We start from the raw sequence: 22,251 nt of genomic DNA, 5'->3' as shown, positions 1-22,251 counted from the left end.
AAAATGAAAAAAACACTTTTATTTGTGGCTGTCTTTTTGCTTTTTATACTAAACTTCAAAGTTACTGCGCAAAAAAACAATAGCCAATTTTCTGAGGAATATTTTAACGCAATTGAATGGAGAAACATTGGTCCGTTTCGAGGCGGACGTAGTTGTGCTGTTACAGGTGTTCCTAAAAAACCAAATTTATTTTACATGGGTACTACTGGTGGTGGTATATGGAAAACCATAGATGCAGGTAACTCATGGCAAAACATTTCTGATGGCTTTTTTGGCGGATCAGTAGGTTCTATAGCTGTTAGTGAATGGGATAACAATGTGATTTATGTAGGAATGGGTGAAAAAACGGTTCGTGGAAACGTTTCTTCTGGTGATGGTGTATACAAATCTGAAGACGCTGGTAAAACATGGAAACACATGGGATTACCTAACTCTAGACACATACCAAGAATTCGAATTCACCCTAAAAATCCTGATATCGTATATGCTGCTGTGTTAGGTGATTTATACAAATCTTCTACAGAAAGAGGTGTATATAAATCTGTTGACGGTGGTAAAAACTGGAAAAGAGTTTTATACAGCAATCAAGATGCTGGAGCTATTGATTTAGTTATTGATCCATCTAACCCTAGAACTTTATTTGCAAGTACTTGGAATGTAAGAAGAACTCCTTATAGTTTATCGAGCGGTGGTGAAGGTTCTGCTTTATGGAAAAGTACCGATAATGGTGAAACTTGGAAAAACATCTCTACTAATGACGGATTACCAAAAGGTATTTGGGGAATTTCTGGTGTAGCAGTTTCTCCTTTAAACTCTGATATCGTGTGGGCGCTTATTGAAAATGAAAAAGGTGGTGTTTACAAATCTGTTAACGGAGGTAAAACATGGAAGTTAATTAATAAAGAACGTAAATTACGTCAACGTGCGTGGTATTACACACGTATTTATGCCGATACACAAGATGAAAATATTGTATATGTAATGAATGTACGTTACCATAAATCTACAGATGGTGGTAAAACCTATAAAACATATAATGCTCCTCATGGAGATCATCATGATTTATGGATTGCTCCTGAAGACAACCAACGTATGATTATTGCAGATGATGGTGGTGGGCAAATTTCTTTTGATGCTGGTGAAAACTGGTCTACTTACTTAAACCAACCTACTTCTCAATTTTATAGAGTAACTACAGATAACCATTTTCCTTACAGAATATATGTAGCACAACAAGATAATAGTACTATGAGAATTTCTCATAGAACACAAGGCAGATTTATTTCTGAACAAGATTGGGAAAGTACTGCTGGTGGTGAAAGCGCTCATATTGCCGTAGATCCTTTAAATAACGATATCGTATATGGTGGTAGTTATGGTGGATTATTAACACGTACCAATCATAAAACTGGAGAAACTAGAGCTATAAATGTGTGGCCAGATGATCCAATGGGACACGGAGCTGAAGATTTTAAATACCGTTTCCAATGGAACTTCCCTGTAGTATTCTCTCCAAACAATTCTAAAAGATTGTATGCTGCTTCCAACCATTTACACAGTACTACAAATGAAGGACAATCATGGGATATTATAAGTCCTGATTTAACAAGAAACGATCCTAAAACATTAGGTAGTTCTGGAGGTCCTATTACTAAAGACAACACCGGAGTTGAATATTACGGAACTATTTTCGCTGTTGCCGAAGTTCCAAATGAAGAAGGTGTTATTTATACTGGTTCAGATGATGGTTTGGTACACATTACCAAAAATAATGGTGCTAATTGGGAAAACATTACTCCTAAAAACATGCCTGAATGGATGATGATTAACTGTATAGAAATTGATCCTCACACCAAAGGAGGAGCCTACATTGTTGGTACAAAATATAAAACAGGAGATTATCAACCATATATTTATAAAACAGAAAACTATGGTAAGTCTTGGAAAAAAATCACAACAGGTATTGGAAACGAAGACTTTACTAGAGCTTTAAGAGCAGATAAACAACGTAAAGGTTTATTATATGCGGGTACAGAAAGAGGAATGTATATTTCTTTTAACGATGGAAAAAACTGGCAAAAGTTCCAATTAAACTTACCAATGGTTCCTATTACTGACCTAGCTATTAAAGACAATAACTTAATTGCTGCTACTCAAGGTAGATCTTTATGGATTATTGATGACATTACTCCGTTACAACAATTAAATAATAACAAAGAAGACTTTTTTGTTTACAAGCCAAAGGATTCTTACAGAATGAGCGGTGGTAGAGGTGCTAAATCAAAAAGAAGTGGTACGAATCATTACGGTGGTGTAGGTATTAATTATTATTTAAAATCTTTAAATGAAAAAGATACCGTGGCACTTCATTTTTACGATCAAAACAAAAACTTAATTCGTTCGTTTAGCAATTTCCCTAACAAAGAAAAGAAAGAAGGAAAATTAAAACCGAAACAAGGTGACAATCAGTTTTACTGGAATATGATGTATACTGGTGCCGACAGAGTAAAGGGAATGATTTTATGGTGGGCTTCTTTAGATGGTCCTATGGCGTTACCTGGTAACTACAAAGTTCAACTTTATGTAAACGGAAAAGTAAAAGAACAGAATTTTACTATTGTTAAAAAACCAAACACTGAAGCTTCTGACAGTGATTTAAAGCAACAATTTGATTTTATCAATAGTATCAATACTAAAATGACAGAGATTCACAAAGCTTTAAAGAATGTAAAAAAAGTTCGTGCTCAAGTGTCACAACTTAAAAAGTCTATCACTGATAAGAAGAAACATAAAGAACTGATTGATTATGCAACTAGACTGGTAAAAGACTTGACCGTTGTAGAAAACAATTTATATCAAACGAAAAGTAAGAGTAATCAAGACCCTTTAAATTTCCCTATCAAATTAAATAACAAATTAGGGCATTTAAATTCGTTAACTCGTATTGGAAATTATAAACCAACCGATCAAGCGGTTGCTTTTAAAAATGAAATTACCAAACAAATAGACATTGAGCTTTCTAAACTTTATCGTTTATTTAATGAAGATGTAAAAGAATTGAATTCAAAAGTAAAGCAAAGTCAAATTGATTTTATCCAATTAAACTAATACAACGCTTATACATTTTTACAAGAGGCTTAAAAATTATAACACTACGCTTATAATTTTTAAGCTTTTTTTATATCATAAATTCTTAATTTAAAGGAGTCAACCTTTATATAATCATCATGAAAAAATCAATTTTAAACATTGGACAAATCATCTCTAAAAAAGAACAAAAAAACATTCATGGAGGTAATTTAATTTCTAACGGAACATTTAGCTGTAATTTTAATGTGGGGGGTGATCCTTTATGTTTTCCTGCGCTAAATGAATATCATTGTTTAGTTGAATTAGGCTTAGAAGCATGTCCAAGTTCAAATTGTAACTCTCTTTTTGGATGTTAAACTAATTTTTTTCTAAAAAAACTAAAAACTACTTTCTCACACATTAATAAGAAAGTAGTTTTAACTTCCTAAAAAAACATTTAACACTCTGTGTCAGTATTTTAACTTCGTACAATTGTTTTATCAACGTTTTTAAATAAATTATCATTCTTAGATACGATAGAAACATCATCCTTTTTTTATACACCGATTTAGTACAAAATATTGCTCCTTACTGTATTTCTACTCTCCCAATTAAAATTATTTAAGTATCTTAACAGCTACTAATTAACCTAATAAATCAAATGACATGATGAACAGTTACCTGTTTTTTGTGAAGGGGAAAGAACACCCTTTATTCAAATTGCGAATAGCGCTATTATCTGTGCTATTTTTTTATTTATTTCTTCAATCTACCAATGCCCAAATGTATGTTTTGGCTGATGAAGAATATGCGTTAGCCGACCTTAATAACGCAAACGAAAACTCTTTTGTACAATCACTATCAAATAAAGCAGAAGCAAGTTTTGATACTGAAGACATTACAGACGTGTTTTTCAAAGAAAAAGAATGGAGCTTATCTTCAAAAGCTTCTGTGAACTTGGTACCAAACCAAATTACTGAGGAGTTAGATTTAAATGATGTGATTTCTAAAGAAATTACTGTAACTAACAACTCTGAAGAACCTGTAAGCATTGCTACTTCATCAAGTTCAAATGCTGTAATTATAAGATCTTTTACTTTAGAGTCTTTTACTTTAGAGTCTTTTACTTTAGAAGCTAATGAAAGTATTGCTTTAAATGTAGAGTTAAGTACTGTGGGGCTTGAAAGAGGAACTTACAATGAAAGTATTGAACTTACTTTTGATGAAGCTTCAGAATCAGTTAGCATTCCTGTAAGAATTGTGGTTACTGATGGTAACGAAGCACCAATTATTAGTGTCAGTCCTACTTCTTTTAATGAAACATTAGAACAACTAGAAGTTGTAACGCGCGATTTAGTACTACAAAATACAGGCGATAACGACCTTGTATATAGTATTAGTATTAATGATGCTCCTGAAAACGCTGTTGTAAACAAATCAAATGCTTTTATAAACGAAAATGGTTTTAAAGCAGCAACTACAACTGTAGCTCGTTCTTCTTCTCTTATTAAAGAAGCTCAGCTTACAACACAAAGAGGTACTATTAATAAATTAGCAACTAATTTATATGCTACTGATTTTGAAAATTACACTATCGGCGATTTAAACAATCAATTTGGTTGGCAAACTTCACCAGCAAACTCTTGGTTAGTTACAGATGTTAATCCTTCAGAAGGAGAACAAGCTGTAAGACTTCAAGCAGATGGAAGTGCTAGTAGAGCTTTAGCTTTTACACCTTCTATTACGCCAGGAAGTGAACCTTTTATGATTGCGTCAGCTGATATTAATATTGAAGGTACAGGTGTAACTTGGGAATTCATTCCTCAATCTAATACTGCAGAATTAGTAAATACCAGAGTACGTTTTACTCCTGAAGGAATTATTACTGTTTTTGATTCTGATGTAGGTGATTTTGTTGATACTGGTAAAACAACACCAAGCGGTTACTTTAATATCCGTATTATTGTTGATAGAGATGATGCTGCATTAACTATTTTTATTGATGACGAATTACTTCATGCAGGAAGAGCTGCTACAGGGCAAATAGAACAAATTGTTTTATTATCTGAAATGGAAGGAAGCACCTCTACAATGGATGTTGATAATATTGAAATTATTGACGGAGATCCTGATGCTTTTTTTGTTTCAGTATCACCATCGAATGGTAGTGTTGGTGTAGGACAAGAAACTACATTAGCTGTAAAGTTCGATGCTAGAGCTTTAGCTCCTGGTGAGTATAATGCAGCTATCAATATTATTAGTAATGATACTACACATTCTAACTTTAACATTCCTGTATCATTAGTTGTTTCAGCACCTCCAACAATTGTTGTGAATCCTACTGAATTAAGTACAGCTATTGACATTCAAACTGATAATCCTGCGGTTAAAACCGAAACATTTACAGTTACCAACAGCGGACAATCTGGTTTAACTTTTACTACTGCACTTGGTAGTACCACTTTTACTCCTGCTGATGCCGAAACTACTCCTTTAGACTTATCTAAATACGGAGTAGCAAATACACCAATGAAAGAATTAAAATCGGCTGTAAAATCAGGTGTTAGTGTAGCGAAGCTAAAAGATCAAGCCTATAAGAACACTAAAAACTTTGGCGATTCTATTTTTTACGATACTGGTATCAACTTTCCAGATGATTTTGTTGGTTTTAACGATGGTGTAACAGCGTTAACTGCTGCAGTAAAATTTGATGTTGATCGCGATTTTACGCTTACAGCCGTTCGTAATGCATACAGAACAGAAACATCTACTGATCCTGTTATTCTTGAAATTTACCAAGGAGGAGCAACTCCTGCTGACGGAACATTATTAACGACTAAAACAATCACTGAAGCAAGTACTGATGGTGTTTTTGCTATTACAGAGTTAGATGAAGCTTTTAACTTTTCTGCTGGTGATGTTTTTTGGGTAGTTCATAAATACTCTCAAGTAATTACTTTTCCACAAGGTATTGATGATAATGCTACGATAAGACCAAACACTTATTTTATTAGTAGTGATGGTGGTGGTAGCTATACAAATGTAGATTTTGCCTTTTTAGTAAGAGCACTTAGCGGTGAAACAGGTAGCGATGCTTCTTATATTACCATAGCGCCTTCTGAAGGTGAAGTTGCACCAGGTGAAACTGTTGAGGTTACTGTTACTTTTAATGCCGATGGCTTATCAAACGGAAACTATGCTTCAGACATTATTATTTCTAGTAATGATCCTGTTACACCTCAAACAAACGTTGCTACTAGTTTAGATGTATCTGGTCAAACATCATTCATTGAATTATCTGATGAATTTATTTTATTCAACAACATATTTATTGGAGATACACTTGAAAAAACATTCACGTTATCCAATTCAGGTTTAGCACAAATAAACATTACTTCTATTACTTCAGACAATAGTGCTTTTGTACTTAACAATGTACCTGCAACTATTGGCGCTGGTGAAACAGTAGAAGTTCCTGTAAACTTTGTACCAAATGTAACGGGCAACATTAACGGAATTATTACTATTGAAAGTGATGCTTCTAACGCTACTACCTTACAAGTAATTGTAAATGGTATTGGTGTAGAGCCTCCATTTGCAGTACTTGATCCGGCTGAAGTTTTTGAAAGCGTTGATACTGGTAATACCGTTGATACTCAAATTTCATTAAAAAATGAAGGTTCTGCTCCTTTATTTTACTCATTCCCAGATCTTGCTGTAAAAGCAGCATTAGCAAAACCAGATGTACAATTAAACGATACTCGTATTTTAAGCTTTAAAGCTAGTAACTTACGCAAAGGTGATAAAGACACACGTGTAGGTACTCCTGTAATTGCAAGTGTTGGTACTGATAACGGATTTGGTTATACTTGGATTGATAGTGATGAAACTGGCGGACCTGTATACAACTTTGTTGATATTTCTGAAACTGGTACTGAAATTACTTCTGATCTTGGTGGTGATGGTACTACAAGTGTTAGCTTAGGTTTCCCATTTGAATTCTACGGAAATCAATACGGAAGTGTTTTTGTAAATGCAAACGGATTTATTTCTTTTACTGAGCCTACTGGATCTACTTTTGTAAACTCTCAAATTCCTGTTGACAACTCTATAAATAATGTTATTGCTGGTTTATGGGACGATTTAGAGCCTCAAAACTTTGACGGTGCAGTACACTACCAAACTATTGGTGATGCTTTTATTGTACAATGGACCAAAGCTTCAGTTTTCTTAGGATCAGCTACAGAAACGGTTACTTTCCAAATTGTATTAAATGCGGATGGTAATATTGATGTTTTTTATGACGATGTAGAAACTGCTCCTTTCCTTACAGCTGCTACTGTTGGTATTGAAAACGAAGATGCTTCTGATGGTGCACAAGTAGTATTTAATTCAACATATATTAAAGATAAATTAGCGCTTCGCTTTGTAAAACCTGCATTTGGTTTAACTCCATTCATTTCAAGCGTAACTCCTTTATCAGGAATTGTTCCTGCTGGAAGTGCTAAAAACTTAACAGTTACCTTAGATGGTAATGGTTTAAATGACGGTGTATACTACGATCAATTAGAGGTTTCAAGTAATTCTCCTGATACTTCAAAAAGTTCTTCTCTTATTGAATTAACAGTAAAAGGATTCCCAGAAATTGTAGTTGTTAAAGATACAATTGCGTATCAACCTATTTTTATTGGTTTACAAAGCAGTAACGATGTATTAATTGAAAATACTGGTACCAAAGCACTTGAAATTAATTTAAGCAATCAGAATACTGATTTTATAGTAACTTCTGATAACTCTCAGCCTATTTTACCAGGAGAAAGTCAATTAGTAACCGTTAGCTTCGCTCCTACTTCTGTAGGAACTATTGAAGATACTTTAGTAATTAATAGTAACGATGCTTTTGGTAACGAAACTGTAAACGTAGTATTAACTGGAGTTGGTGTAGCACCTCCTGTAATAAATGTTGCTCCAGAAGAGTTTAACATCACTTTAAAAAGAGAAAACAGTACTACAGAAACTGTATTTATAGAAAACACAGGTGGAAGTACCTTAAATTACTCATTAGTTAACACGCCATATACAACTACCGATTCTTTAAGTGTAGCTACACAAAGCTATGCTAAAATGGTATTTAATGAGCCTATTAAAACTAAAGAGCAAATTGATAACAGAGTTGGACCAAGATTCATTAATGAAAGCGGTGGTCCTGGAACATTTGGATACATATGGACAGACAATAATAGCAATGGTCCTGCTTACGATTTTATCGATATTAGTACTTCTGGTACTACTGCCAATGTAGGTGCTGATGGTAACCAAACTGTTGATTTACCTTTTACATTTAACTTCTTTGGTGAAGACCAAGATGATATTATTATTGCTGCAAACGGATTCTTAACTTTTAGTCCTATTACAGCTTCTTTTGGAGGGTTCTTAAATCAACAAATTCCATCAGATGCTAATCCAGACTTTTTAATTGCTGGTTTATGGGACGATTTAGAGCCTCAAAATGGTGGTGGAGTATTCTATCAATCTTTTGAAGATTACTTTATTGTACAATACGAAAACGTACCTTCATTCAATACACCAGAACCTGTTACTTTCCAAATTATTTTATTTAAAGATGGTAGCATTAAGGTGCAATATAAAAACGTTAATTCTCCAATTAGTACAAGTAGTACCGTTGGTTTAGAAGGTCCGATGGGAGAAGCTGGATTGCAAGTTGTATTTAACTCAGAATTTTTAACAGATAACTTAGCAATTACATTTACTCCTCCTATTAGAGGAAGTGTAGCTCCTAACACTACTGCAGAAGTACCTGTTACTTTCTCTGCGGCAGGACTTGAAGCTGGTACTACGTATAACTCTAACATTATTGTAAGCAGTAACGATCCTGTAAATCCAGAAGTTACTGTACCTGTTACTTTAAACGTTACAGAAAACCAAGAAATTGTAAGTTTTACTCTTATCAATGCAACTACGCACGAAGAAATTGGTCCGTTAAACGACGGTGATATCATCGATTTAAATGATTATGATGGTATTAACAACTTTAGTGTTATAGCTAACAAAGGAACTTTAGAAGTACCAAGCGTGGTATTTGACTTTAATAGAGATGCTGGTTTTAATATTGAAAACAAAGCTCCATTTGCTATTAATGGTGATTTCTTCGGAAGATTCTTTAAAGGTGTACCTTTTATTTTTGGTACCAATACAATTACTGCCACTCCTTTTGATAAAAGAAATGGTGAAGGTGTTACTGGTATTCCATTAACTGTTACTTTTGAAGTAATCGATTCTAATCCGCCAACAGTTACTAGTTTCTCTTTAGTAGATGCTCGTAGTAATAAAATTATTGGCGACTTAAACGAAGGTGATGTCATTGATCTTGCTGATTATAGAAGCAATAGTTTTTCTGTAATTGCAAATACTGAAGGATCAAGAACTGGTAGTGTAGTGTTTGATTTTAACGATCAAAGAGATTTTAATACTGAAGACAGTGCTCCTTTTACACTTAATGGCGATTTTACTTCTTTTAGAACTGTTTACTTTGGAGTGCCTTTTGCAGTAGGAAACAACACAATTAAAGCTACTCCTTACAGAAATAACGACGCTACTGGTGGTAACGGAAATTCTTTAACTATTAACTTTGAAGTTATTGATAGCGATGCTCCTGTAGTTACTGGACTTACTTTAATTAATGCCGATACTAACGAGCCTATTGGTCCGTTAAACGACGGTGATGTTATTAATACTGCTGATTATGGTACTAATAATTTCTCTGTATTAGCAAATACTGAAGGTTCTGACACTAGAAGTGTGGTATTTGATTTTAATGAGAGAAAGAGATTCCAAGTTGAAAACTTTGCTCCATATAGTATTGGAGGTGATTTTGCTGGAAACTTTAACGGAATTCAACTTCCTGCAAGAAGACACACAATTACCGCTACTCCATATACTAGAATTTTTGGTCGTGGAAAAGCTGGTGAAGCTGTATCTGTAACATTCAATGTTATTGACGATAGCGAATTAGCTGTTCAAGTATCACCTAGTCCTGTGGTAGATATGGCAACTATTACATTAAATGATAGCGCTAGTACTTCTGTAAAACTAGAAAGTAACATGAAGTTGAAAGCTTCTGTGCATACCTTATCTGGATTTACAATTATGCAACCTATTCCTTTTGAATTAAACTTCGAAAAGAAAGGACAAATTAATGTAGGTAACTTATCACAAGGAATTTATATTTTAAGAATTACTGATCTAAACGGTGACGTAATTACACAAACTAAATTATTAAAGAAATAAACTTTTCTAAACTTCTTTCTTACAATAAGGACCATCTAAAAAGATGGTCCTTTTTTGATGTTTATTTTTGTTATTATTGTAAAGGAATAAGAAAGTTACCGTTTAAAAAACTCACGGGTTACAAATCCGCGATAACAGTATAAGAACATGAAAAGTGAAAAAGTATTTGAAAACATTAAAGTAATTAGTTTTTTTATAATTTTAAGTCTGCTATTAGTTTCTTGTAAAGAAACAATAGAATTAAACTCACTGATAAAAACATATGCTAATGATTCAAAAGAATTATTAGAAAAAAAGGGAAGAAAGGATTATTTAATCAGAGTAATGCTAGATTCATTAGAGAATGAATTTACCGCACACAGAATAGTACTGACATTAAACTTATTAGAAAAATCAGAAATACCTGATAAAATTTTAGTTTATAATGAGTCGAAAATAGCATTTTTCACAAATGTAAAAATGTCTAATAAAGAGATATCAATAATGAAAAAAAATCTTCGTAATAAAGGTTTTTATAGAGATGAAAATAAAAACAGTTACCGTTCTCGTTATCCAGAAACAATACTTTTAAAAAACATTAATACTAATAAGCAAGTTATAGTAAATGATATGTCTTATGAGCCAATAGAGAAAATAGTTAAAGCATATAAAGATAAATTATAATAGTCTTAGAAATTATCAGATCACACATATATGCTACTAAAAATTGATTTTTATCTAGGTAGTACGGATATCCTAGTGCGGATTTGCACCTTAAATCCTCGATTACAGCTAGATTCAATAAGATTGAAAGAAAAAGTAAGAGAGAAATAAAGCATTAATTAATATTTAAAAAATGAAAGTAATTTTATATGTCTTATTATCATTTGTTTTAGCATGGAAATCTTTTGCTCAAAGTAATAAGAAGGAAATTAATAAGTCTATACATTTTTGTGTTGAGAAAAATTCTAAGATTTACACATTGAGTTCTTTTAATGTATATGATTATTGTATTGCTATAGAGCAGATTTTAGTTGAAAATAATTTACTATTAAAAAACGATAAAAAATCTTATTATAATTTATTATTAGATATAGCCAAGTCAAAAAAAGACGATAGATTTTTTAAAATTTATGAGAAAATAAATCAAAAATTATATCATTCTGATGTTTTAATGAATCCAGGAGTATTTTCTACTGTTTTTGTTTGTTTTAGTAATGTAATGGAAGAGTTTGAAATAGATGAAAGATTTGGGGATTTTAAAGAAAATATAGATACGTTAATGGAAAGACCAGTATACAATGATTTTTCTTTGAATAAAAAAATGATATTTTCAGTTCCAGAAAGAGAGGTGTCTAATATAACTTTTAAGGCTCCAATAATTGCAGTGTTATATAGTAATTTATATTATTACAATGAAGCTAAAGGTGAAAATAATAAATGGTTATTAAATTTTGAGATAGAGTAATCTCACTCGCTAATTCTAGAATGTCAAAGCAGTGGCTACCACATGCTAGTGCGGATTTGCAATCCGTACCCATTCAAAGAATAAACGTTGTGTAAAATATAAAGCAGTTTTGTTTATTGTAAAGAAAAAAGAAATAAGAAAGCTACCGTTTAAAAAACTCACGGATTACAAATCCGCGATAACAGGTAAACAGATTGTTTATTAATACATGTAATACACACAAATCTTCAACAACCATTGCAGCGTTATTTACAATAACAACAACCTTTTTAAGCAATGATTGAATTTATTCAATAAGAAAACTCCTCTTCTTTTTAATTTTGCTAGTTATTTAAGAAGAAAAAAATTGATCAAGACCTTTTTTAAAAAACATCAAGACCGAAACTAGTTTCGATCTTGATGTTTTTTCGATTTCATAAGGTTGATTTTATTCGAAAAACAAGTGATACTTTGAGTTTTATGTATAAAAAAACTCAAACCAATAAGGTTTGAGTCTTTTTAAATATTAATTTAAGAATTTAATTCTTTTTTACAGAGCTATCATCGATTTTCAAAAACTTTTTACAAAGTGCTTCTAAAAGAAATTAATTCAATTAAAGTTTCAATATATAGTTTACTTATTTCAGGTACTTTATTCATAGCATTTAGTTTTCTTTTAATTCTTAAAATTGAAGTAAATAGTATTCTTTTTATGTGATAATATTAAGAAAATTTGAACTGCACACAAAACTAAATTTCAAAGCTTGCTGATTCTTTTACAATGGTTGCAAGAGGAAAAATCAAATGCACTATAATCCTTTCTAGTGGCGGGTATGAGTAAGTGGGCACAGTAATTAAATAACCACAACACTTTAAAAAAATGTTGTGGTTATTTATTTTTCTGTAAACGAATAAGAAAACAATTATTTACCTATAAATCAAAACAAAATAACTATATAAACTACCTTAATTGTAATGATTGAGGTAGTTTTTATATTTGAAAAGCCATGAATACAAAACACGAATTTCACTACAAAAAACAATATTAGTACAACATCAAAAGTTATGTCAATCATTTTTTTTTGAAGTTTACTTTACAATAAATTAATAAACAACTTTCTTTTTTAATCTATTTTTGGCGCTGATTCATGGGAAATATCAGAAAAATAATTGAAGGAAATCAAAAAGCTTTTGAGAGTTTTTATTATGAAACTCATCAAAGGCTCTATACCTTCATTTTTTCAAAAACACATGATAAAGATCTTTCTCAAGAAATACTCCAAAAAGCTTATATAATACTCTGGGAAAACAGAAGTAAAATTAAACCTGAGCAACATTTCTTTGAGGCTTATTTATTTAAAGTTATTCGTGTTGAACTAGTCAAAAATTACAAACGAAAGATTTCTGAACAACAAGCCAATTTAATTTTTGAACAACAGCGTACACTGAATAATGAAAAAGATCCAATAATTATAAAAGGTATTGCTGCTAACGAAATCAAAATTTCAGATATTTTGAGTAAACTTCCCGAAAAACAACGTAGTGTTTTTGAACTCATAAAACTACAAGGATTATCATATTTAGAAGCAGCTCAAGAGCTTAAAGTTTCAAAAAGAACAGTAGAATCAAACTTAAGAGAGGCCATTTTAAGATTAAAAAAGATTGTTTAACATTCCTTAACCGTTGCTTAACATTAACAACTAAGTAATTTTTTGTGCATTTGTCTCTTTATACAAAAAGAAATTAATGAAACGATTGAATTACCTGTTAGAACGATTACAAAATAATTCGTGTTCTGAGGATGAATTAAACGAACTAAAAATACTACTTCAGCAAGATCAACTTGTTCAAAAACATCTTACACAAGAGTTTGAAAACATCATAGAAGAGAACCATACTAATCTTACTGTTTCAAAAAAAACATGGTCAGCTATTGAAAAAGAAATCAATTCAAAAGCAACTGTTTCAAATAAAAAAATTCTACGCAAGCGAATTATTGGAGTTGCTGCCAGTATTGCTTTACTTCTTAATTTATTCTTTTTATGGAAATATAATAGAAATACCCCTAAATGGATATCTATTAAAAATACTACTGCTTTAGCTAAAAAAATAACATTACCAGATCATTCATCTGTTTGGTTAGCAAGTCAAAGTACTTTAGAATATCCGTCAGAATTTGGAGCATCAAAAAGAGAAACTAAATTAAAAGGAAAAGCTTTTTTTGAAGTTACTAAAAACAAGAAAAAGCCTTTTACTATTAGATCTGGAGAAGTTTTAACTACAGTTTTAGGTACTTCTTTTAATATTAATACTATAGATAGTTTAGTAGAAGTTTCTGTAGCTACGGGTGCTGTAAGAGTTGCAGCAAAAGATAAGTTTATAGACGTTATTCCTAATCAAGAAGTTATTTACAACTCCAATTCTAAATCACTTATTAAAAGAGAAACTCTCACCGCTTTATATACTATGTGGATTCATAATGAAGCTATTATTGATAGCGTATCTATGAATCAATTTAGTAAGTATTTAGAAAAGACATACAAGATGCCGGTATTTTTTAAAGATGAAAATGCAAAACTTAAAAAGCTCTACTCACTTAGATTAAATACCAAAGATTCTCTACAAACAATTATTAAGAGAATTAATTACATAAATGAAGTTCAACTTAAAATACACAAAAATATGATTGAAATAACATCTAAATAAAACTATAAAGAAAAAGGGCCTGTTCGCACCAGACCCTAATATTTAAGCATCGAAATATCAATGAATCAATACTTAATAAAGCATATGAAATCGTTATTAAAAAACAAAACGAAACTGCTAACATTAGCAATTACTTTCTGTACATTTTTTTCTTATGGTGTATCACAAAACATAAATACAACAAAGATATCCTTGAATAAAAAAAATGTTACATTACAACAAATTTTTACTACAATATCAAAGGTAACACAATTTAATATTACCTATGGAAATAATATTACCAAAGATAAACAAGTATATAATGCAATTTACAAAAACACAAGTATCGCTAAGATACTTGATGAATTAGGTGGCAAAGCTAACTTTTCATACATCGTAGAAAATAAAGATGTAATTATAAGAAATCAATCTACTCAAAAAAACACTAGACAAGATAAAATCATAAAAGGTAAAGTAGTAGATAAAACTGGAGAAACTTTACCTGGAGCGAGTGTAGTAGTAAAAGGAACTTCTGTAGGTATTAATACAGGACTGGATGGTACTTTTACACTTAAACTTCCTGAAAATGCTACAACATTAGTTGTTTCATATTTAGGTTACATAAAAAAAGAAGTACCTATTACAAATGATTTAGAATTTACTATTGTTTTAGAAGAAGCTTCTCAAAGTTTAGATGAAGTAGTTGTTACTGCATTAAACATTAAAAGAGGAAAAAAAACATTAGGATATGCTACTCAAAAAATTTCAGGTACAGAAATTGCACAAACTGCAGAGCCTAATTTATTAAGCAGTTTTAGTGGTAAAATAGCAGGAGCGCAAATTACCAATACTGGTGGTAATGTTGGATCGTCATCTACAATTGTTTTACGTGGTTATAACTCTCTTTCTGGAAGAAATCAACCGTTATTTGTAGTGGATGGTATTCCTATTAGTAATGAAGTACACCAATCTACTAGGTCATTTGGTGGACCATCTAATCCAAATCAAAGTGGTTTTTTTGGAGAAGGACAATTCAGTGGTACTGATGGTGAGATTCAGGTTGATTATGGAAATGCAGCTGCAGAAATAAATCCTCAAGACATCCAAGAAGTTCAAGTGCTAAAAGGTGCTACAGCATCTGCCCTTTATGGAGCTAGAGCTGCCAATGGTGTTATTTTAATTACAACTAAAAAAGGAAGACAAAAAAATGGGTTAGGAATCTCTTTAACTTTTGATACCTCTATACAAACTGCTCTAAAAACTCCCGAATTTCAAACACAATTTGGAAAAGGTAGTAATGGTCTATATAGTTTCCCTAACCTAAATGCGAATTCTAGAAGAAATTTTGGACCTAGATTTTCTGGTCAGAATATTCCACAGTACAACCCTAACAATCCTGCGGTTCCAAGAAATATTCCGTGGATTAATAGATTAGGTTCTGATCCTATTGGTGATTTTTTAGAAACAGGAATTACACATAATTATAACCTATCTATTACACGAGGAAATGAAGATGGAAATTTCAGATTATCATTCAGTAGATTAGATCAAAAAGGAATGGTGCCTAATACCGACTTAGAACGAAACTCATTAAGTTTAAATTCAAACTATAATTTAAGTTCTAAACTTTCTATTGGAACAAGTTTTAACTACATTAATAGTGGTAGTGATAATCGTCCTGAAATAGGAGCTAAAAATCCGTCTAATATTTTATTTGCTTTCCTTCAAACTGGAACCAATGAAAGCTTAAATGACTTACAAAATTATTGGGAACCTTTTCAAACTAATGTTAGACAAGCAACATCAGATAGAACAGTTAATAATCCATATTTCTTAGCTTATGAAAACCTAAATGGTAATTCTAGAAATCGTTTGTTTGGTAATTTCAAATTCAATTATGAGATTACAAATGACCTTTCTATGCAATTTAGAACAGGGTTAGATTTTTATAGAGATAAACGAACTAGTAAAAAATCATTTTCTCATTTTCCATATACCAATGGATTTTATTCTGAAGCCGATATCTTCTATCAAGAAAATAATACTGATATACTTTTCACTTATAAAAAAGACATTAAAAACGTCTCTTTAAAAGTGATTGCAGGGGCTAACAGATTAGATCAACGATATGAAGAGTTAAGAGCCAGTACTGATATTGATGGTTTAGTGGTACCAGGAGTATTCAATATATCAAATAGTAGATCTCCAGTAATTGCAAATAATTTTTCATCTCACAAAAGAATTAATAGTATTTACGGTAGTGTATCCCTAGGATTTAATGATTATCTATTTTTAGATGTTACTGGAAGAAACGATTGGTCTAGTGCTTTACCTTTAGATAACAACTCTTTTTTCTATCCTTCTGTTTCTTTAAGTGGAATTGTATCTGATATTTTAGATTTGGATTTAGGAGATAGTGGTGAATATTTAAAAACTAGGTTTAGTTATGCAGAAGTAGGTAATGATACAGATCCTTATCAAACAAATAGTGTTAGTATTAATGGAAGTTCTGTAGAAGGAATTACTGCAAATACTGTAAACGAAACGCTAGGAAATACACAATTAAAGCCAGAAAACATAACGTCTTATGAATTTGGTGTTGAAGGTAGCTTGTTTAACAACAGATTATTCTTTGATGCTTCTGTATATAGTATTCAAAATACGAATCAAATTGCTGTTGTGCCTTTGGCAACAGAAAGTGGTTTTTTAGAAAGAACAATTAATGTTCCTGCAAAAATTAAAAACCGAGGTATTGAACTTTCTACCACAATAACGCCAATTAAAAATGAGGATTTTCAATGGGATCTTACGTTAAACTGGGCAAAGAACACGAATAAGATAGAAGATTTTCAAATTGGTGAAAGCGATCGTATTACTTTAGCTGAGCGATGGATTAATTTAGATATTGTAAATGGAGGGAGTTATGGCGATTTTTACGGCGATTACCTATTAAGAGTTGATGAGAACGGAAATTTAGGACGTACAGGATTACAGATTTTTAGACCTGATGGTCGTTCGGAAGAATCTGATGATGTAGGTAGTTTAGTTGCTGAAGCAAAGCCATTGATAGGAAATGCAAATCCAGATTGGATTGGTGGAATCAACAACTCTTTCAAATATAAAAATCTTAATTTCAGCTTTTTATTTGACATAAACAAGGGAGGACAAGTACATTCAAGAACATTTGTTATTGGAAATAATTTTGGTTCATTAATAGAATCTACTCAAGTATTTGAAAGAGATGCTCAAGCTGCAGCATCTCAAGCTATAGCCGAAGGTCAAACTGTTACGCCAGGAGAACATTGGGTAATACTAAATGGTGCTTTTTTAGACAAAACAGATGGCTCTACTACTCCTGCTAATTTTGCAGCAAGAACTCAAAACGTATACAGACGTTATTTTGATAATGATGCCATAGGTACTTTCGACAGAACTTTTGTAAAATTAAGAGAAGTAAAACTTGCTTACCAGATTCCAAAATCTTTTACTGATCTACTTTCAATTCAAGACGCATCATTTACAATATATGGAAGAAATCTTTTATTATGGGACAACGTTCCTCATATAGATCCTGAAGCTGCTGGTTATAGTGGTGAATTGATTGGAGGAGAGTTTTTTGCACTTCCTTCAGCACGCACATTTGGATTTTCACTAACCGCTAATTTCTAAGAAAATGACAACTAAAAAATATAAACTTTTAACTATTTTATTCAGCGTAGTATTCTTAATAAAAGGATGTACTACAGATTTTGAAGAAATTAATACTAATCCTAATCAATCTAACCAAGGACCTAGTTTAGACTTATTATTTGGCGCTATTGTACCTGGATTTATAGGACAAAGTATCAACTCATATCAAGTTCCTGGTCAGTTTGCACAACAATTTGCTATTAAAAACTCTGAAGAAGGAACATTAACACAAGATGACGATGCTATTTCTAGAAGAACTTGGGAAATTTTCTATTCTGAAAATGGAGGAGCTTTACGAAATGTTGAGTTACTAAAATTTGAAGCAGAAAACCAAAATCATCAAACCTATCAAGCCATTGCTAATATTTTAAAAACCTATATACTTTCTCAACTGACGGATTTGTTTGGAGATATTCCTTACAAAGATGCAGGACAAGGATTTAAATTGGAAGATCGTTATTTATTTCCTACATATGATGCTCAAGAAGAAATCTATAACACAATGCTAACTGATCTAGAAAATGCAAATAGTGTACTAGCCAATTCTCCTGCTACAGAAATCATTGATCCTAGCAGAGATTTACTTTTTTCTGGAAACAAATTAGCTTGGAGAAAGTTTGCTAACTCTCTACGATTACGTTTTTTATTACGTATTTCAGAAGCTACCAATGTATCAGCTAGAGTTGCAGATATCTTTAACAACCCAACAAACAATCCTGTTTTCACTTCTATTTCAGATGAGCCTAGTTTTTCTTATAACTCAATTAATAATTGGCCATTTGATAATTCAAATCCTGTTATTGATGAAATTAGAATTTCAGAAACTGTAGTGGAAATTATGAAAGGAAATGGTGGTGTAAATTCTATTAGTACTGTAGAAGATCCTCGTTTATCTTGGTTATTATCTCCAACTGCAAATTCTGTTGCTACTGGAACTCCTGAGTTTGTAGGACAACCTGTTGGTCTAGCTTCTGATATCACAGAAAGTGATGATCGTTCTTTATTAAGTGATAATTTTAAAAACTTAAATACATTTTGGTTGTTAACCTTTGCAGAAATCAACTTTATCAAAGCAGAAGCTGCTTTCAGAGGTATGATTTCAGGTAACGCTGCTGATTATTATCGAACAGGAATAAATGCTTCATTACAGCGTTATGGAATTGATGTTTCTTCAGCTACAAGTACAGCTTATATTAACGACGCCGTTACAAATTTTGCTTCTAATCAAATAGCTCATATTGCTATCCAACGATGGTTAGACCAAGTAAACAACGGTTTTGAAGGATATGCTGTTTGGAGACGTATGAATTTCCCTACATTATCTTTAGGTCCTGATGTTGTAGCTACTCAAATACCTACCCGCTATTTTTATTCAAGTAAAACGACTGATAAAAACCAAGCAAATGCAGATATTGCGATCAACAGAGCTCCTTTAAACGGAAATAACACTCCACAAGCTAAGGTTTGGTGGGATGTAAACTAAATACATAATAATTTAACGTCAAAGATTTTGGGAGTACCTCTTTGTAGTACTCCCTAATTTTTGAACATATACTACTATAAATACACACATAAACTAATTTCTTAAAATCATGTCTAGTCAACACACCAAGTATACAAGAAGACATTTTATTGAAAAAACAGCTTTAACCTCTATAGGTTTAACTCTATTACTTAGTTGTAATTCAGAAAACAAAAAAGGAAATTCTTCTAACAAAACAACTAAAACCGGTTCTTTAAATTTAATCCCTGATCCTAAAGGATATTTAGATCTTCCAGAAGGATTTCAGTATAAAATTATCTCTCAAAAAGGGAACAAAATGTCCGATGGTTTCTTAGTTCCTGGTAGACCTGATGGTATGGGAACTTTTTTAGATGAATCGGGAAAAACTATTATTATACGAAACCATGAAAATAGTCCCATTCCATTAGAAAATAGTCCTTTTGGAAATGACAACAAATTATTTACAGATACTATAAAAGACAAATTATACGATGCTGGAAATGGAGCTATAGTTGGTTTAGGTGGTACTACTACCCTAGTTTATGATGAACAGACAGGGAACGTAGTCGATGAATTTATGAGTTTAGCTGGTACGTACAGAAACTGTGCTGGAGGTATTACTCCTTGGGGAAGTTGGATTACCTGTGAAGAAGATGTTACTATGGCTAATGGGAATGAAATTCAAAAAAATCATGGATATGTTTTTGAAGTTCCTATGAATGTCAAAGAAATGATTACTCCAGTTCCTATAAAAGACATGGGAAGATTTAACCATGAAGCCGTAGCAGTCGACCCAAAATCGGGTTGTATCTATCTTACAGAAGACAGACCTGATGGCTTGCTATATCGATTTATACCGAATGAAAAAGAGAATTTACAAAAAGGAGGCAAACTCGAAGTGCTTGCAATAACAGCAGAAAAAAGTTTAGATACTAGAAACTGGGAAAGTCCTAAAATTCTTAAAAATAAACCTATGGAAGTGTATTGGATTCCTATTGATAATGTAGATCCTAAAGAAGACGATTTACGCTTTCGTGGTTTTGAATTAGGTGCAGCAAGATTTGCAAGAGGTGAAGGAATTTGGATGGGAGAGAACGAATTATATTTTGCCTGTACCAATGGAGGACCTAATCATTTTGGACAAGTTTTTAGGTATAAGTTATCTAAAGCTGAGGGCACTTCTGAAGAAGCTAATACTCCTGCAACTTTAGAACTTTATGCTGAATCTGAAGACAAAACTGTATTGCATATGTGTGATAATTTAAACATTACCCCATGGGGAGATCTTTTTTTATGTGAAGATAATGGAGAACTTAACCATATTAGAGGAATCGATAAACAAGGAAATCACTATACGTTTGCTTGCAATAAAAGTTCTACTTCTGAATTAACTGGATTAACATTTTCTCCTACTGGAAAAACCCTATTTGTAAACGTTCAAGAGAGTGGTCATACCTTAGCAATTACTGGTCCGTGGGAAAAGTTTATCTAAAAAAACATCTTAATTTCCCCCTTTTATGAATTCCGTGTTGTTAAACAATTTTTAATCAAAAGGGATTAAATTCTAAGTTAAAAAAAATAATTAAATATAATAACCACAGCATTTTTAGAAATGTTGTGGTTTTTATTTTTCTGTAAACAGATAAGAAAATCATTAGAGTATATAAACTCACGAATTACAAATCTGTTATAACAGGATTTAAAAAACAAAACGATTAGACCAGTTTTGTTTTAATACTGACTTAAGTTTTTCTAGAGGAATTTCAATGCAATATGTTCCTACAAAAGAAGGACACATTACACAATCATTAAAGTAGTATACAATATGATCATCATTAATTACAAAGTCGTTTTTAGCAATTTTAAAATCTTCTAAACCCACCTCAAAACACTCGTAAAACAAATCTCCTTTTGCTTTTTGAATTCTAATTTCTGAATTTAGGATATCATGAACTTCTGATAAACTTCCTGGTAAAAAGTAATCTTCAAAATAAAGTAGCTTGCCTTTAATTTTATCAAAATTTACTGTTTTAAAAGTATAATAAGCTCCTTTAGTTTCTGCATAATGATTCTCTAAATAAAAGAGCACACTAATATGTGTTTCTTTTTGCTGATAAATCTTATACTCTGCAATTCTGTGTTCTCTTATAAGATTCTTTTGTAATGTATCACATAATAACTCTTGACTCTCCAAAATGTTTTGTTCTATCTTAGAAAGTTGCATTAATTCATTCTTTACAAAATCATTAAAAAGCTCAAATTTCGGATTATAATTTTCATCTAACTGTGGATAACAAAAATCAATTATATAATTATCTGTGTTCTTATAAAACTGTCTGTTTATCACATAATCTTTAATGATATTACTATCATCTAAATCTGATTTTATTGGATTGATTTTTATATTATGCTGTAATTCTTTTGAGTTAAGTTGAACGGTAACTGTATCAGAAACAATTAATGAATCTTTACTTCTAATCTCAACAGAGCTTTGAGTAAGTTCTTTATCTATTTTACACCCAATAATTAATAGTACTATCATTAAAAAAGATACAATTCTCATAATTTA

11 protein-coding genes are annotated in these 22,251 nt (G+C 31.6%); 10 read left to right on the top strand and 1 reads right to left on the bottom strand.

The genetic code is table 11. The features are described from left to right. Positions 1-3 precede the first annotated feature (3 nt). The 10 genes from EYW44_RS10460 to EYW44_RS10415 all read left to right on the top strand — a co-directional run bounded on the left by EYW44_RS10460 (position 4) and on the right by EYW44_RS10415 (position 21,174). A complete protein-coding gene (locus EYW44_RS10460) occupies positions 4-3,108 on the top strand; it encodes a VPS10 domain-containing protein (RefSeq protein ID WP_132723619.1) in 3,105 nt (1,034 codons plus the stop codon). Between the two features lie 119 nt (positions 3,109-3,227). Further along, complete coding sequence (locus tag EYW44_RS10455) at positions 3,228-3,446, top strand: hypothetical protein (RefSeq protein ID WP_132723618.1); 219 nt, start codon at positions 3,228-3,230, stop codon at positions 3,444-3,446. A gap of 313 nt (positions 3,447-3,759) precedes the next feature. Beyond that, positions 3,760-10,377, top strand: a complete 6,618-nt coding sequence (locus tag EYW44_RS10450) for an Ig-like domain-containing protein (protein ID WP_207893771.1) — start codon at positions 3,760-3,762, stop codon at positions 10,375-10,377. A 147-nt stretch (positions 10,378-10,524) separates the two neighbouring features. Beyond that, positions 10,525-11,040 (top strand): hypothetical protein, encoded by a 516-nt coding sequence (locus tag EYW44_RS10445; RefSeq protein WP_132723616.1) that lies wholly within the window; start codon positions 10,525-10,527, stop codon positions 11,038-11,040. A gap of 172 nt (positions 11,041-11,212) precedes the next feature. Next, on the top strand, positions 11,213-11,824 hold the full coding sequence (locus EYW44_RS10440; protein WP_132723615.1) for a hypothetical protein: 612 nt from the start codon (positions 11,213-11,215) through the stop codon (positions 11,822-11,824). A gap of 1,127 nt (positions 11,825-12,951) precedes the next feature. Further along, complete coding sequence (locus tag EYW44_RS10435) at positions 12,952-13,473, top strand: RNA polymerase sigma factor (RefSeq protein WP_132723614.1); 522 nt, start codon at positions 12,952-12,954, stop codon at positions 13,471-13,473. 76 nt (positions 13,474-13,549) lie between these two features. Continuing rightward, positions 13,550-14,509, top strand: a complete 960-nt coding sequence (locus EYW44_RS10430) for a FecR family protein (protein ID WP_132723613.1) — start codon at positions 13,550-13,552, stop codon at positions 14,507-14,509. Positions 14,510-14,701: 192 nt separating this feature from the next. Continuing rightward, positions 14,702-18,157: a SusC/RagA family TonB-linked outer membrane protein gene (locus tag EYW44_RS10425; protein ID WP_165872199.1), complete on the top strand. Its 3,456-nt coding sequence runs from the start codon at positions 14,702-14,704 to the stop codon at positions 18,155-18,157. Positions 18,158-18,161: 4 nt separating this feature from the next. Further along, the gene (locus EYW44_RS10420; RefSeq protein WP_132723611.1) at positions 18,162-19,661 is read left to right on the top strand and encodes a SusD/RagB family nutrient-binding outer membrane lipoprotein; all 1,500 of its coding nucleotides are present in this window, start codon (positions 18,162-18,164) and stop codon (positions 19,659-19,661) included. Between the two features lie 109 nt (positions 19,662-19,770). Next, on the top strand, positions 19,771-21,174 hold the full coding sequence (locus EYW44_RS10415; RefSeq protein WP_132723610.1) for an alkaline phosphatase PhoX: 1,404 nt from the start codon (positions 19,771-19,773) through the stop codon (positions 21,172-21,174). Positions 21,175-21,381: 207 nt separating this feature from the next. On the opposite strand, the gene EYW44_RS10410 is transcribed toward EYW44_RS10415, so the two are convergent. Continuing rightward, positions 21,382-22,245, bottom strand: a complete 864-nt coding sequence (locus EYW44_RS10410) for an RsiV family protein (protein ID WP_132723609.1) — start codon at positions 22,243-22,245, stop codon at positions 21,382-21,384. Positions 22,246-22,251 lie beyond the last annotated feature (6 nt).

The organism is Tenacibaculum sp. M341, assembly GCF_004337695.1.
GTDB lineage: Bacteria > Bacteroidota > Bacteroidia > Flavobacteriales > Flavobacteriaceae > Polaribacter.
The sequence above is the reverse complement of the archived record's forward strand: the minus strand, read 5'-3'. Positions and strand labels throughout refer to the sequence as shown.

Bases quoted from the DNA above. Each gene is read 5' to 3' on its own strand.
- EYW44_RS10460 (WP_132723619.1), top strand. From the start codon at position 4: ATGAAAAAAACACTTTTATTTGTGGCTGTCTTTTTGCTTTTTATACTA.
- EYW44_RS10410 (WP_132723609.1), bottom strand. From the start codon at position 22,245: ATGAGAATTGTATCTTTTTTAATGATAGTACTATTAATTATTGGGTGT.
- EYW44_RS10440 (WP_132723615.1), top strand. From the start codon at position 11,213: ATGAAAGTAATTTTATATGTCTTATTATCATTTGTTTTAGCATGGAAA.
- EYW44_RS10445 (WP_132723616.1), top strand. From the start codon at position 10,525: ATGAAAAGTGAAAAAGTATTTGAAAACATTAAAGTAATTAGTTTTTTT.
- EYW44_RS10430 (WP_132723613.1), top strand. From the start codon at position 13,550: ATGAAACGATTGAATTACCTGTTAGAACGATTACAAAATAATTCGTGT.
- EYW44_RS10435 (WP_132723614.1), top strand. From the start codon at position 12,952: ATGGGAAATATCAGAAAAATAATTGAAGGAAATCAAAAAGCTTTTGAG.
- EYW44_RS10455 (WP_132723618.1), top strand. From the start codon at position 3,228: ATGAAAAAATCAATTTTAAACATTGGACAAATCATCTCTAAAAAAGAA.
- EYW44_RS10420 (WP_132723611.1), top strand. From the start codon at position 18,162: ATGACAACTAAAAAATATAAACTTTTAACTATTTTATTCAGCGTAGTA.
- EYW44_RS10415 (WP_132723610.1), top strand. From the start codon at position 19,771: ATGTCTAGTCAACACACCAAGTATACAAGAAGACATTTTATTGAAAAA.